We start from the raw sequence: 14,444 nt of genomic DNA on the forward strand, positions 1-14,444 counted from the left end.
TCCCCCCAGGTTTTTGGAAAGTGGAAATCTTATGCGGAGGTCTTAAGCCGCTTTCCATTCGACTTAATTCTTGCCGCATTATAGATTTCCGTAAAAATGATTTCTATAGAAAGGCTATGTTAGCAAAGCATAGCGGTTACCATTCTTGGGGCAAATTAAATTGAAGCTGGGGAGGTGGTTGCAGACACGGATCGGACTTGTGTTCGACATGTTTTAGACACCAATAAAATCAGGGCTTTACAGAGGTTGGTGTTAGGGGCGGATCTATCTAAAATTTGTATTTTTAGGATTATGGACGATAATAGGATCAAGAAAATTGTTCAAGAGGCTTTTGACAAGGCAAGGGAGAAATCCGTATCGCCAGCAAAATATGCCTTGGCAAAACAGATAGGGGAAGAGGTAAACCTTAGTTATAAAACTATAGAACGGGCTTATGATCGTTATATCAAGGGAAAGAAAAATCCGGGCCCGCAAAGTCAGGAAACCATTGATGAATTATGTAGATACATTGGGTATAGAGATTATGCCGATTATGTGGATCGAAACTACGGTTCAAAGAAAAAGAGGGAGGAGAAAGCCTCGATAATCGATGAAGGAAGAAAGGGGTTTTCTAAACCATGGATGTATGGGGCCATAGCGATAATCGCTATGGGAGGCCTTATTTGGATGGCCTACACTAGCCTTATTCCCGAAATAGGAAGCTACAAAGGGGCGAACCAGTTGTGTATGACTTGGGCCGACTCCTTATATCTTGAGGTAGATTGTAACCACATTCCGTTTTCACCACAGGGTACCAAGGTAGAACCCTTGGATCCGGTGAGGTTGGCCACTTTTAAAAAGGTAAAGGTCTCACAGTCGTACCCCTTCTTTAAAAAGGATACGGGCGAACCCTTGGTCTGGTATTTTAAGAATAAAGATGGTAGGATGGAGTATTATACGGCCCCGGGCCTGCATCCCACCAATGGGGAGACCTTGCGTAAAATCACTCCCTATATCATTCAGAAGTACGTTCCGCTACATAGTACCCGGGAAGATTCTTTTGTTCGGTAGAAAGGCCGGTGTATACCCAAAAGTTTAATGGGGCATGGCCCTGATAATCTTCTCCATCTCTACCTTTGATGGTCGGGGTCTTTTTCTGAAGGCATTCGATTTGCCGGTCTCGCGATCAAACTCATCGGGCGTCCTAAAATCGGGTAGGCTATCTTTTGATGTCTTTCTAATACGGTTCATTTCTGAACGTAGGGTTTTTAGGGTCTTTTGGTGATCGTGGTCTTCGGCCAGGTTTTTAAGTTCGTAAGGGTCGTTTACCACATCGTAGAGTTCCTCGCTTGGCCTCGGGCTTACAAAACAGGCCAATTGGGCTTCGTTGAGTTCGCCTTTTTTCTTTAGTTCGCGCATCGATTGAAAGGTTCCGCCCACGAAGGCATCTGCGGAAGGGGTGTTGGGCAAGTCCGTATAGAAATTGCGTATGTACTTAAATTCTTCCGTTCGTACGGCCCGTGTGTAGTCTTCGTAATCGTGCCAATGGTCCTCGGCATAGACCAAATCCCTGATTTTTGCCTTGGGGTCTTCCAGTAGAGGGGAAAAATCCTTCCCTTCAAAACTCGGTAAGGCTTCCAATCCGGCAAGTTTTAGGAAGGTAGGGGCAATGTCTATCGCGCTCACCAACTTGGTGTTGACGGAATTAGCTTCTACTTTTTTCGGCCATTTTACGATCCATGGGGTTTTTATTCCGCCGTCATAAAGGGTCGTCTTATCACGGGGGAAGGGCCTGCCGTTATCGCTAATGAATAAGATTATGGTGTTGTCGGAAACGCCTTGCCTGTCTAGTTCGGCCACTACTTGGCCCACATAATTGTCAAGTCGGGTGATCTCGTTGTAATAATAGACAAAATCTTCACGTACTTCCTTGGTATCGGGAAAGTAGGGAGGGAGCACTACGTCTTTCAAGGCATGGGGATTCGCAATGATATCATCGTCATAAGGCCTGTGTGGGTCGACCGCGGCCAGCCATAAAAAGAAGGGTTGGTCTTGGGGCCTTTGTTTAAGCACGGGAACCCATTCCTCACAACCGCTGCCATCACCCTTCTGTTTTGTTTTTTCGCCGGTGGGCGATAGTTGAAAGCCGTGGGTGCCTACGTCTTTTACCAGGTCGAAGCGCGTTTTTATGGAATCGCCCAAATGCCATTTTCCCGCTTGTGCCGTCCAATATCCCGATTTTTTCAGCTGCTCGACAAAGGTAATCTTGCTTGTCGGTAGCGGCCAATGTAGCTGTTCCGCATCGGTATTGTGGGGGTAGAGACCGGTGATGATACTGGTTCTACTGGGACTGCACGAACTGGTGGTCAAGAAGGCATTGTCAAAACGCATACCGTCTTTGGCCAGTTGGTCGATGTTGGGCGTCTGTATGTTGGGGTGGCCATAGGCTCCGCTATCGTCCCAGGCCATATCATCGGCGATGATAAAAACAATGTTCGGGCGTTCTTGGGCAGGCTTTGCTTCCTCTTTTTTCTTCTCGGTACAGGAGCAGACCCATAAAAGACTTGAGATCAATAAGGGCAGTAAATGACTTTTGCGCATGGTGGTTTTATTTAGAATAAGGTCTTAGGTTTACCCTTAACAGGGCATCGTCGGCGGTGATGAATAAGTATCTACCGTCATCACTGAATTCGCAATTGCCGGTATTTTTATCGGTTCTGATCGTTCCTAAATGCTTTCCCGAAGGGGAAATCACCAATACCCCATCGGGTCCCGCCAAGAAAATATTTCCCTTTTTGTCAATCTTCATACCATCGGGCGATTGCTTGCTAATGCTTGCATCGTGAAGGGCGGTAGCATCAAAAAATATCCTTTTGTTGCTTACTTTTCCATCCCCAATAATATCATAGGCCAGGATCTTCGGTTGTTCTTTAAAAGAATCGGCAACGTAGAGGGTTTTATTGTCATTAGATACCGCAATGCCGTTCGGGGCCTTTATCGAATCGTCCAAGAGCACTACTTCTTTGTCCTTTCCATAGAAATACACCCCGTTAAAACCGATGGCACTTTCACCCTTGTCCAGTCCGAAAGACGGATCGGTAAAATAGAGGTTTCCGTGAGCGTCATAATCGAGGTCATTGGGCGAATTAAAGGGTTGGCCTTTATAGCCGGTTACTATGGGGGCGAACTTTGGATGTAGTGAATCGCGTAAGCTGGTAAGCTTACTGATTCTGCGGTCGCCTACTTGGCAAATCACCAAATCACCCTGTGGGTCGAGAATGAGTCCGTTAGAACCCTTTCCCGTATTGCCGTTCGGGATTCCGGTACCTCCGGAAGGCGCCATGTAGAGACTCAATCCGTCTATATCGTGCCATTGGTAAATTTTGTTTTCGGGAACATCGGAAAAAATGAGTTTTTGCTCTTTCGGAAGCCATACGGGACCTTCGGACCAATTGAAGCCTTCGGCGACAAGTTCAATACGGGCATGTGGCGATACCAGTGAGTCGAATTCGGGGGCCAAGCGTTCGATCCATCCGTAAGCGGGATATTTTTTTAGGGAATCTAAGACGGCCTTGAATTTTTCTTTCAATCGTATTTCATCGGGAGACAACTTAGCGTCGGTCAGTTCGTCTTTTTCCAATACGTCCTTCCTTGTATTGTAAAAGCGCCCATCACCGTAAAGTTTATAGTTTTCGTTTAAGACGAATTCTGCTGGGGCAAATTGTTTTTTGTCCCAGCCCGGTTTGGGGTCGTAGCTCATAAATACCCAATCTCTGCGCTGTACGGGTTCTCCTTTGAGAACGGCCAGGAAGCTTTCGCCATCGGTATGGAGGCCTTGGGGCTTTGGGGTCTGGGTCGTTTCAAGGATGGTCGGCATAAAATCGATGGCATCGATGAATTCGTTCGATATGGTTCCTGCCTTAATGTGTCCCGGCCAGTTGGCGATAAACGGCACCTTGATACCCGCTTCGGTGGTCAGGCCTTTTCCGCCTTGTACCGTTCGGTCTCCCATTTTTGAAAAGATGCTTTGGTGGGTACCGTTATCGGAATACAACATGAGCAGGGTGTTCTCGCGAAGTCCTTTCTTCTCAAGATGGGCCACGATGTCACCAATAATCTTATCTAAGTATTCCACCATATCCTTAAAATATACGGTCTCGTCGTTCAATCGTTTTTCGGCGTGTTTCCAATCCTTACTGTTTGGGGTGGGATTGAATGGGCCATGGGTCAATGCCATGGGGTAATACACAAAAAAGGGCTTGTCGGCCTGACGGTCAACAAAGTCATTTAAGTATTTTGAGAAAATATCAGGACCGTATTTTTCCTCGGTATCTTTTAAAAACTCACCGTTTTGATAAATGGTCGGGTTGGCAAAACGAGAGCCTTTATCTTCCGTATGGAAGGCGTGGAACATGCTGTATTCGTCAAAGCCGGCATCTTCGACCTTCATACCGATTCCTCTCCTGTGTTCGCCTCCGGGATAGCCGGGCGGGTCATAACTCTGTAGTTGCCATTTGCCCACCATACAGGTGGCGTAGCCCGCATCTTGCATGATATGGCCAAAGGTTTTCTGTTTGGGGTTTAAGATCCCGAAGGCTTCCCAGTTCCGAAAGTTGTACTGCCCCGTCATAAGTTTTACACGCGTGGGGGTACAGAGCGGTTGGGCATAGGCTTGATTGAACTGCATGCCCGTTGCCGCAAGTTTATCGATGTTGGGAGTATGGTAGGAAGTTCCACCGTAGCTGCCAATACCTTCGTAACCTAGGTCATCGACCATGATCAGAATCACGTTTGGGCGTTTGTCGGCACCGCTATCCGCTTTTTGGGCGTAACATGAAAAGGACAGGAAGAATGGGAAAAGTAAAAAATAAATGGTTTTCATAGGGTGACGATGGCTTGGTTATTGGTTGAAAAATAAGGCTTAGAAGGGGAAGAGTTCCGATTCTTCGCTGGCATTTTCCATAATCTGCTTCATTTCCGTAACTATTTCGGGGTGTTGGTCGGCCAGATTATGGGTTTCCTCGGGGTCATCGGCCAGGTTATAGAGTTCGAATGGGCCTTGCGGTTGTTTGTTGAAATTGTAGATTACTCCTTTCCAATCCCCCTTGCGAACGGCTTTACGGCCGTTTTGAATGGAAAACTCCCAATAGAGGTACTCGTGCTGCTTTTGGTCTTTTTTTCCGAGTAGGGTGGGAAGGAATGAAATACCATCACTACTTGCCGGCACATCGGTATTGGTGATTTCCGCGAGTGTTGGCATAAGGTCCCAAAATGCCGAGACGTGGTCTGAGGTGGATCCGGCTTTTATTTTATTGGGCCAAACCGCTAGAAAGGGTGAACGGATACCTCCTTCATAAAGGTCCCTTTTGATTCCTTTTAAGCCACCGCTACTGTTAAAGAATTCTGGGTCTGCACCTCCTTCGGCGTGGGGACCGTTGTCACTGGTGAACATTACGATGGTGTTGTCGGCAATACCGAGCTCATCTAATTTATCCAATATCTGTCCTACATAAACATCCATACGGTATACCATGGAGGCAAAGGCGGCATGTGGCTTGAGTTGTGGGGCATACTCTTGGGGAACGATATCCGGCCCGTAGTCGGAGGTATATGAATTCTCCGCTGTATACGGGGTTTCTTCGTATTTGTCCTTGAACTTGTCAAATATGGAATCATTCGGTGAAATTAATTCCGCATGTGGCAGAACGAAGGGCACATAGGCAAAAAAGGGTTTTTCTTTGTTGGTCTCGATAAAGTTTAAGGTAGCGGCCTGAATTTTGTCGGGAGCATAGGTCTCTGTCTTGGTCCAATCGTTCCCTTCGAGCAAAACCTTTTCTTCGTTGTGCCATAAGTGGGTCGGATAATACCTGTGGGACATACGTTGGCAATTGTAGCCGTAGAATTCGTCAAAACCTTGGGCAACGGGGTCGCCTTCCGTACCGATGAATCCCAATCCCCATTTTCCGAAAGCTCCTGTAATATAGCCTGCTTTTTTCAACATCTCGGCAATGGTCACCGAATTGCCCGGTAGGGGCGTTTGCCCCTCGCCTTCCAACTCCATGTTGCCCCTTATGGGGGTGTGGCCGGTATGTTGTCCGGTCATGAGGGAAGAACGGGCCGGGGCGCAAACGGGCGCACCGCTGTAATGTTGGGTAAATTTCATCCCCCTTTGTGCCAATTCGTCTATACGGGGCGTTTCAAATTTTTTCTGGCCGTACGAACTTAAGTCGCCATAACCGAGGTCATCGGCTAGAATATAGATGATATTCGGTTTTTGTTGGGTGTTTGCCGTGGTTGTAGTTACGGTTTTGGTTTCTTCTTTGCACGCACCTAAGCTTAGTAAAAGGGAAAAAACAAAAAGAATGGATAGGTTGGGGACAAAACGTAATCTCATAGTGGTATTCATTTAGGTTTTAAAAGGGTACGATCAATTTTTTAGGGGCGACAACTATTGGGTATAGCTATACGATTCGTTTCATATGCTAAAGGAAAAAGATACCGAGCAATGTAGCTATTTTACCTCGTATAGGTTAGTCCCGTGATCATATGTTGCATAATTATAGCAAATTAATCATAAGTTCTGTGGATTTTGTACTCCACAATACATTTCTTGTATTCTTATGTACAGGTGTTCATTTCTTTCAAATTATCTTTAGCCTTGTTCATTTCGAATTATAATTCAATAAAAGTTTGATGGTCAAGTTTCAATTAAAGTATGGTTTTATACTCATTCTTTTCTTCCTATCGCTTACTTCAATGCAATCACAATCTTCCGGTGCTATCTCGGGAAGGGTGCTTTCGGCGGAAAAAGAAGCCTTGGAAGCCGTTGCCGTGGTATTGCTCGGGGTAAAGGATTCCACTTATGTGGATTATACCATTACCGATGCGAATGGGGATTTCAACATAAGCGAGGTGCCCAAGGGGAATTACATTCTTAATATTTCGTCCTTGGGATACCTTTCGGTATATAAGGATCTGTCGTATACTGGGGAAGCCATTGCTTTGGGAGACCTCATTTTAAGGGAAGACACTTATGAGCTCGAAGGGGTGACCTTGACCGCCGTAGTGCCGGTGCAAATCAAACAAGATACCATAGCCTTCAATGCCAATTCGTTCAAGGTAGATTCCGATGATAACTTAGAGGAATTGTTGAATAAAATTCCAGGTATGGAAATCGATTCCGACGGAAAGGTCAATGCCCAAGGCAACGAGGTGACCAAAATTATGATCGATGGGAAGGAATTCTTCGGAGGGGATCCTTCCATCGTACTAAAGAACCTGTCCGCAGATGCCATTGCCAATGTTGAGATCATCGATCAGAAGAGCGACGAATCGGAACTCACGGGCGTGGCGGACGGAAACAAGGAGGTGGTCATCAATTTTACCTTGAAAGAGTCGCGAAAAAATAACGGCTTCGGAAAGATCTCTGCCGGAGGCGGATTGGATAATCGGTATTTTGGGAATTTGAATTACAACAAATTTACCTCTAAAACCCAGTTTTCGGTTATTGGTAAAATCAATAACATCAATATAACCGGGTCGAATATCCAAGATTTTTTAAAGAATGCCGACGGTGTTGATGGCGATGGCGACGATGAAGAAGAGCAGAACTCGGCGCAAAGGACCAAAAGCCTCAGCGGATATCTGAATACGGCCGTGGCCGGGGTGAACGTGGGGCACGAGTTCAAGGAAAAGGAATCGTTGAACGGCGATTACTTCTATAACTATTCTAAGAATGACGGTAGCTCCCTTTCTAAGCGTATCACTTTTTCGAATGCCAATAACTTTGATTATGAGGCCGAAAACGAATACATCAACACTAAGAACAACCACAACCTGAACCTCGATTATAAAAACAAGTCGAACCCTAACAACAGTCTTATCGTAAAAGGCCAGTTGATCTCAGATGAGGTCAATAGCTATTCCAACCGTAAGGGGCGGTATTTCAAGGAGGAAGGACTAAGCACTAAAAATGACAATCTATCTACCGTTGATAGAGATAGAAAAAGAGGCAATATGGCCCTTAATTTCTATCAAAAACTGCGTAAAAAGGGGAGGAGCCTAGCGACTGGTCTGAAAACTACCTTTAATCGGTCTACCATGAAGAACGATCAATATACTTTGATCACAAGGCAGGTCAATACCCAAAATGAATCGGTGAAGGAGCTGAATACCCTACGGGATCAGAAACTGAATACTTCGGCAATCAATTTCAATTTTAAATATACCGAGCCCCTTGGGGGAAACCATTATTTGAAGTTGGAGTCGTATATGGGGAATAAAATCGATAGGGAAAACGTCTATCAGAATAAGACGACCATTACTTCCAGTAACAAAGAAGAAATCTTACAGTACGACTACGACCATAACGAAAACAATTATCAGACCCGCTTGGCACATAGTTATAACGTGGGGACCATCAATACCTATGCGGCCATGGAACTGCAAGACATCGTACGTTCTTTTGGCGTGGTCAATGAAGCGTCGATGACGACGGACCGCTTGTTCGTCAACCCGATAGCAACGGTTCAATATATCCCAAAAAGGGGAAGGAAGTATAGATTGAGCTATAAAAGGAACGTTCGTACGCCACGACCTACAGAAAGCTCGACGGTGGTCAACGACCTAAATCCCTTTTCCATTAGAAAGGGAAACCCCGACCTGGTTGCCGAAAAGATAGATGCCCTTACCGTATCGGCCATTGTTCATGACTTTAGGTCGTCTTTGAGTTTTAATACACGGTTACAGTACCAATACACCAAAGATGCCATTATAAAAAGTGTTGATGTGGATGAAGACTACGTTAGAACCCTCAGCTACCAAAACAACGGCATCAAACGTCGGCTTAATACTTCCTTGGGCTTTAGCCAAAAACTAAAAGGTCTGGGACTACGATATTCCATCCGTAACCGTAACTTTTTCAATACGAACAATGCGATTATCAATTTTCAGCTTAATGAGGTGACTTCCCGAGATTTTCTGGTAAGTGCAACCCTAGAGAACAATAACAAAAGTATGGTGGACCTTAAGGCGGGGGCTACCTATAGCGTTAACAACACCTCTTTTTCCATAGAACACGATTTGGACCGGAAGTATACCAAGCAGCAGTATTTTTCAATGCTCGATTGCGATTTGGGCGAAAAGGTGAATTTCAATACCCAATTCGATTATTTTATTTATACCGATAATGCCTTTGCCTCAAACGAAAATATCCCCCTGTGGAATGCCACGGTGTCGTATGCCTTTACAAAACAGAAAAACCATGTTTTAAAACTGTTGTTCATTGACCTGCTCGATAAAAATATAGATATCTACAGGCGGAGTACGACCAACTACTTTGAGGAAACGACATCTGAAAGTTTGGGCCGTTACTTTATAGTGAGTTATATGCACAAGTTGAACAACCGGCCACGAAAGGGATAAAGGAACAAAAATGAATTCAGTATGCTCTAGATTCCTACTTAAGACTGGCTTTATAGCCTTCTACAGCTTTTTTAAAGCCTATTTCTTCACCGGCTAACATTCTTTGGTAGTCTTCAGGCCTTTCCTTTTTCACCCATTCAAGAGCATCTACGGAAATGGCGTGTACCGGATGGTAAACCGAGCTTACGGGTTCCATTTGCCGGTCAAACTCCAAGGTCTTTTGGCGCATCTTTTGAAGCACCTTGTCATATTTGGGGTCTTCGGCCAAGTTGTGCAATTCCTGGGGGTCGTTTTTTAGGTCGTACAACTCTTCTTTGTCCTTGCGGGGCGCAAAGAACAACTTTTGGCTTTCGTTCAGTTTGCCTTCGGCCTTTAGGGCACGCATTCGGTGTACCGCAGGGCGGTAGAATTCCAAATAGGCCTGATGGGCGTCGAAGGGTACTTCGGGCATGTCGTTGCGGATGTATTTCCATTCGCCCGAGGTAATGGCACGCGATTTCTCTTCTATTTCATCCCATAGGTCCCGGGCTCCATAGACGTATTCGCGTTTGAAGTTTTTATCGAATATGGGTTTACCGGTCATGTAGTCGGGAATTTTTACATCGGCAAAATCCAATACGGTTGCGGTGATATCCGTAGCCGAAACCACATCCGGTCTCACCTGGCCTGCTTTTAGATCTTTTGGGTAATACACGATTAGGGGAATGTGCAACCCCGGGTCTTGCAGGTATCCTTTGCCCCGTATATTACAACGGCCGTTGTCACCGATAAAAATGACCACGGTATTGTCGGCCATTCCTTTGTCTTCCAGTTCTTGAAAGATCATGCCGACTTCATGGTCCAAAAACTCGATTTGGTCTAGGTATTTGGCCCAATCCAAACGAATGACGGGGTCGTCTGCCATAAACTTGGGCAGCTCGACGTCGGCTGGGTCTACGGGGTGTTTTGAGTTTTCGCGGACTTCGTCCCACCAATCGCCCCTATGGCTGGCCACAAGTTGGATTTGTGCAAAGAAGGGTTGGTCTTCCTTTTCAAAGGTGTCGTATTTGTCGAAGAGGCCGAACTGTGTTTTTCCGTCCCAAGGACCGATGGCCTCGTGCTTGAAATTGGCATCTATCTTACGGCCTTTGCCCATTACCCCGTGATGACCCAAAATAGTGGTATAGCCAGCTTTTCTTAGCCAATAGGTGAAAGGTTTGAACCGTTCGTCTAAGGGTACGTCCCTGTTGCTTCTATGGTGATGGGCGTTGATTTTTACCTGATGCGTGCCGGTCAGCATGGCCGAACGACTGGGCGAACAGATGGGGTTGGTCACAAAGCAATTTTCAAATTTGACGCCTTCCTCCGCCATTTTGTTAAGGTTGGGGGTCTTTACGCCTTTCATACCGTAGCATTCAAGGTCAAGGCTCATATCTTCGGCCATGAGCCAGATGATATTGGGCTTTTCCTGGGCGAAGAGCATACAGCCGAACAAAAGGTATATACTGGCTGCAAACGTCTTTTTTATCGTGTTTTTTTTCATCATCGGTAGTCTTTTTTAGAGGTCAAAATTCAGGTACCGCCTCTTTTTCCCATTTTTCGAGTTGCTTCTTCATCTTCTTGGCCCGATCTACTTCTATATCGATAAGGTTTTTCGATTCGCTCCTATCCGTTCTAATATTGAATAGGTCGTGTCGGCCACTGTGGTATTTGACCATCTTCCAGTCGCCGTTCATAATGGCGGTATATTGGTCTTCATAACTTCGGAAAAAGAACAGGTTGCGTTCCTTGAATTTCTTACCTTGAAGCAGGGGCATCAGGCTTTTGCCTTGAATATCCTTTGTCTTTGGTTTTTTGCCGGAAGCGATCTCTACCAAAGTCGGGAAAAGGTCAATGGATTGCACCGGGACATCACATGAAATACCTGGTGTGGTCACCCCGGGATAGTGAACGATAAACGGAACCCTGGCCCCACCTTCACCGAGGGTATTGCCTCCGGTTTTTCCTCCCGATAAGGGAGCATTGCTAAAATAACCGCCTTGATCCGATAGCAATATGATAACGGTATTGTCGGCGATACCTTTCGCTTCGATGGCCTTTCTGACCCTGCCTACCGATTCGTCCATAGTACTGACCATGGCGGCATACTCGGCGTCCTTACCGGTTAAGCCTTCCTTTTTATAGCGTTCCACCCAGTCTTTTCGGCCTATATGTGGCCCGTGCACGTTATAGTACCAAAGCGATAGCATAAAGGGCTGTTCTTTATCGTATTCGCCAATGAATTTTTCCGCACCATCGGTCAACACATCGGTCAGGTAGGTGCCTTCGGAGGAATCGGGTAGCGGATTTCCTTTTTTAAAGAAGGGTGCATAATAATTTCCAGGGTGGCCGTGGTCTCCGGTGCCGTATTGCGCATCGAAACCTTGATGAACGGGATGGTACTTTTTGCTTCCCAAATGCCATTTCCCAATAAACATATTGTAATAGCCGAATTCTTTAAGTCGCTCGGCATAGGTAACTTCCTCTAAGGGCAACCAATTTCTGGAGGGCATTTGTACCGGATCGGTAGGCCATAGGTTGAATTCCCCCCCGGGTACGTTGTTCTTGGCGGCTTTTTCTTTACTGTCTATGATGTGGCGTACCATTTGAAACCGCACGGGTTCCTTGCCCGTTAAGAGCGAAGCCCTGCTTGGACTACAGGTAGGTGTAGCGATGTAGGCCCGGTTAAAGTTCAAGCCATCTTTTTTGAGCTGGTCGATGTTCGGCGTATGAAATTTCGGGTTTCTAAATCCAACATCGGCCCAGCCGTAATCGTCTACAAAAAGCAATACGATGTTCGGTTGTTCTTGGGCTATACCTTTAAAAATGCTGATAAAGAGTGCCGCTAAAAAAAGGGTATTTTTCATTTGACTAGAGTGTTTTTTAATTGTTGGAGTAAAATGCCGACTCAGGAATCGGGCCCTTTTCTATAGTAGGTCCGCTCCACTGTATGTCTAATGTAGGCTTTGTTCCTGTTTTCTTTTTGTAGTAAATTCGAATAGGATGGTAACCGGCTTTTAAATTCATGCTACCTTCTTTTAAGGTGCCTGCCTCGTAGCCGTAATCGGCATCGATCACGCTTGCTTCGTGAATGCGTACAAAGGCCTTGCCGGAAGCGGCCAAGGAAAAGGTGTAATTGCCGTCCGTAGGTATTTTAATAAAGCCTTCAAATAGAAAGACCTCGCCTTTTCCTACGATGTTTTCCAATGTAGGGGTCTGAGACGTGCCGTTTGCTATAGGGCTTAGACCATCGACTTTAGGTAGCCAGGGTGCACTGTCTTCGAATGCGGCCCACTTTAGGCCCTTGCTTACCTTTGGTATGGGAAGGGGTGAAACCATGGCCGGGTCATAGGGCCTTGCGGCGGCGGTATCGGGCATACGTACTTGCAACGCGCGTTCTTTCATCCGTGATTGTAGGGCCGTCATGTCGGGTTTGCCCGCTAGGTTTTCAGTTTGGTGGGAGTCTTTTGTGACATCGTAGAGTTCAAAGTCATCATCGGCACTTTGGATGTCGTACCGTAAACCGACGATATCGCCCATGCGCATCATTTGCATCTGTTTTCGTCGCCTTCCCCGGTTATTGGGTGCGAATTCTTCGTATTCAGGAGTCTTTCCGCCTTGATTGTACTCTACATAGATAAGGCTTTCCTCTTGTTCGCCCGTTCCGGTCAGGATGGGTAATAAGGAGATCCCATCGGTATTCGCCGGTGGTGTATAGCCTGCGGCTTCCGAAAAAGTAGGAAGCCAGTCATAGGAGATACTTGGGGCATCGATCACTTGGCCGGCGGGAATCTTGTTGGGCCATCGGGCTATTAACGGGGTGCGTTCGCCTCCTTCGAGCACATCTCTTTTAATACCGTTGAAGGGGCCGAAACTATTGAAGAAGTCGGCGGCATATTCTTCCTCGGGTAAATACGACTCTATTGATGGGCCATTATCTGAGTTGAAAATGACCAAGGTGTTTTCATCAATGTTCAGGTCTTTTAGGAGTTGCAGCAGGTCTCCTACTTCATTATCGATTCTACGAGTGCTGGTCGCATAGCGTTTGTATACATCGGGCCAAGCGACTTCGGGCGTTTCTGGGTTTTTATCGTGGTCATAGGTAGCATGGGCATAATCGGGATGAATGTAGGAGTCGACTTCCCCTGATGCGGTGTTGATCATGTTTTCGGCTTGGCCGATCCATTGTAAACCTCCGTTCAAACCACCTCCTTCTGGGTAAGCTTGTGTAGGTAGTTCGAGGACGGCATGGGGTGTGTCAAACGCCAAGTACATAAAGAAGGGTTCTTGTGCGTCTTTTTCTTTCACTTGCTCTACGATCCATTTTTTGGCTACGGCCGTCCATAAATCGCCCGTATAGCACTTGTCGAGTCCTTCGCTTACCTCGTTCTTGTTTTCGTAAACCTCTTTTTTACCGCGGTAAATACCTTCAACGGGATAGTGCTCATGGCCATCCCTGTGGCGCATATAGCCGTAATAGTAGTCAAAGCCCCTATTGTTGGGGTGTGCCGGCCACGAATCGCCATTTTCCGACCACCTGCTGGAGCCTTGGAGTCCCCATTTGCCTATAGCGGCGGTGGTATAGCCCGCCCGTTGCATAAGGTTGCCCAAGGTGTGGTTATCGGCCAGGGCCTTGTCAAATTGGCCATTACGGACATTGGCATGGCCTTGGCTGACCCCCAATAATAAGGAGGAACGCGAAGGGGCACATACCGGTGCCGCCGTATAATGATGGGTGAGCATGGCACCTTCTGAAGCCATTTTATCCAACTGTGGGGTCAGGGCCCAGGGTTCGCTACGGTCGTTTTCTTTTTGTCTCTGGTTCTGGAAAAATACGCCAATGTCTCCATAGCCGAGGTCATCGGTAAGAATGTAGATAATATTCGGTTTCTTTTTTGGTCCGGCCGTTTGGTCCGCTTTTTCTTGTTGTTTCTTTTCGGCACATGAGAGTAGGGTAGCTGTAAAAACCAGAACCGATAAGAGTTGAACTGAAAATTTTTGTATTGACATGCTTTGTTCTTAAT

The 14,444-nt window shown here is 46.3% G+C and carries 8 protein-coding genes; 2 read left to right on the forward strand and 6 right to left on the reverse strand.

Going from position 1 to position 14,444, the window contains the following annotated elements:
- Window positions 1–291 precede the first annotated feature (291 nt).
- A complete protein-coding gene (locus B4Q04_RS06010; RefSeq protein ID WP_088696253.1) occupies window positions 292–1,050 on the forward strand; it encodes a hypothetical protein in 759 nt (252 codons plus the stop codon).
- A 24-nt stretch (window positions 1,051–1,074) separates the two neighbouring features.
- Here the strand turns inward: B4Q04_RS06010 and B4Q04_RS06015 are convergent, their stop codons facing one another.
- From B4Q04_RS06015 to B4Q04_RS06025, 3 genes are read right to left on the reverse strand one after another with little or no spacing between them, the layout of a single operon-like run.
- Window positions 1,075–2,580, reverse strand: coding sequence for a sulfatase (locus B4Q04_RS06015; RefSeq protein ID WP_088696254.1), 1,506 nt, complete (start codon window positions 2,578–2,580; stop codon window positions 1,075–1,077).
- A gap of 7 nt (window positions 2,581–2,587) precedes the next feature.
- Complete coding sequence (locus tag B4Q04_RS06020) at window positions 2,588–4,861, reverse strand: sulfatase-like hydrolase/transferase (protein ID WP_088696255.1); 2,274 nt, start codon at window positions 4,859–4,861, stop codon at window positions 2,588–2,590.
- Between the two features lie 39 nt (window positions 4,862–4,900).
- Window positions 4,901–6,373 carry an arylsulfatase gene (locus B4Q04_RS06025; RefSeq protein ID WP_088696256.1) on the reverse strand — a complete coding sequence of 491 codons (1,473 nt, stop codon included), beginning with the start codon at window positions 6,371–6,373 and terminating at the stop codon, window positions 4,901–4,903.
- 299 nt (window positions 6,374–6,672) lie between these two features.
- Here B4Q04_RS06025 and B4Q04_RS06030 point away from each other — a divergent pair, with 299 nt between their 5' ends.
- Complete coding sequence (locus tag B4Q04_RS06030; protein WP_088696257.1) at window positions 6,673–9,402, forward strand: outer membrane beta-barrel protein; 2,730 nt, start codon at window positions 6,673–6,675, stop codon at window positions 9,400–9,402.
- A 34-nt stretch (window positions 9,403–9,436) separates the two neighbouring features.
- Here B4Q04_RS06030 and B4Q04_RS06035 read toward each other — a convergent pair whose 3' ends face one another.
- From B4Q04_RS06035 to B4Q04_RS06045, 3 genes are read right to left on the reverse strand one after another with little or no spacing between them, the layout of a single operon-like run.
- Entirely contained in the window at window positions 9,437–10,927 is a 1,491-nt protein-coding gene (locus B4Q04_RS06035; protein ID WP_236630973.1) for a sulfatase-like hydrolase/transferase, read from the reverse strand.
- A 19-nt stretch (window positions 10,928–10,946) separates the two neighbouring features.
- Window positions 10,947–12,287, reverse strand: a complete 1,341-nt coding sequence (locus B4Q04_RS06040) for a sulfatase (protein ID WP_088696259.1) — start codon at window positions 12,285–12,287, stop codon at window positions 10,947–10,949.
- A 16-nt stretch (window positions 12,288–12,303) separates the two neighbouring features.
- Window positions 12,304–14,430, reverse strand: a complete 2,127-nt coding sequence (locus B4Q04_RS06045; RefSeq protein WP_088696260.1) for a sulfatase-like hydrolase/transferase — start codon at window positions 14,428–14,430, stop codon at window positions 12,304–12,306.
- Between the last annotated feature and the right edge of the window lie 14 nt (window positions 14,431–14,444).

This window comes from Zobellia sp. OII3, assembly GCF_002211465.1.
Taxonomy (GTDB): domain Bacteria; phylum Bacteroidota; class Bacteroidia; order Flavobacteriales; family Flavobacteriaceae; genus Zobellia; species Zobellia galactanivorans.

Excerpts from the sequence above, each read along its gene's own strand:
- B4Q04_RS06035 (WP_236630973.1), bottom strand. The coding sequence starts at position 10,927 with ATGATGAAAAAAAACACGATAAAAAAGACGTTTGCAGCCAGTATATAC.
- B4Q04_RS06040 (WP_088696259.1), bottom strand. The coding sequence starts at position 12,287 with ATGAAAAATACCCTTTTTTTAGCGGCACTCTTTATCAGCATTTTTAAA.
- B4Q04_RS06015 (WP_088696254.1), bottom strand. The coding sequence starts at position 2,580 with ATGCGCAAAAGTCATTTACTGCCCTTATTGATCTCAAGTCTTTTATGG.
- B4Q04_RS06030 (WP_088696257.1), top strand. The coding sequence starts at position 6,673 with ATGGTCAAGTTTCAATTAAAGTATGGTTTTATACTCATTCTTTTCTTC.
- B4Q04_RS06025 (WP_088696256.1), bottom strand. The coding sequence starts at position 6,373 with ATGAGATTACGTTTTGTCCCCAACCTATCCATTCTTTTTGTTTTTTCC.
- B4Q04_RS06010 (WP_088696253.1), top strand. The coding sequence starts at position 292 with ATGGACGATAATAGGATCAAGAAAATTGTTCAAGAGGCTTTTGACAAG.
- B4Q04_RS06020 (WP_088696255.1), bottom strand. The coding sequence starts at position 4,861 with ATGAAAACCATTTATTTTTTACTTTTCCCATTCTTCCTGTCCTTTTCA.
- B4Q04_RS06045 (WP_088696260.1), bottom strand. The coding sequence starts at position 14,430 with ATGTCAATACAAAAATTTTCAGTTCAACTCTTATCGGTTCTGGTTTTT.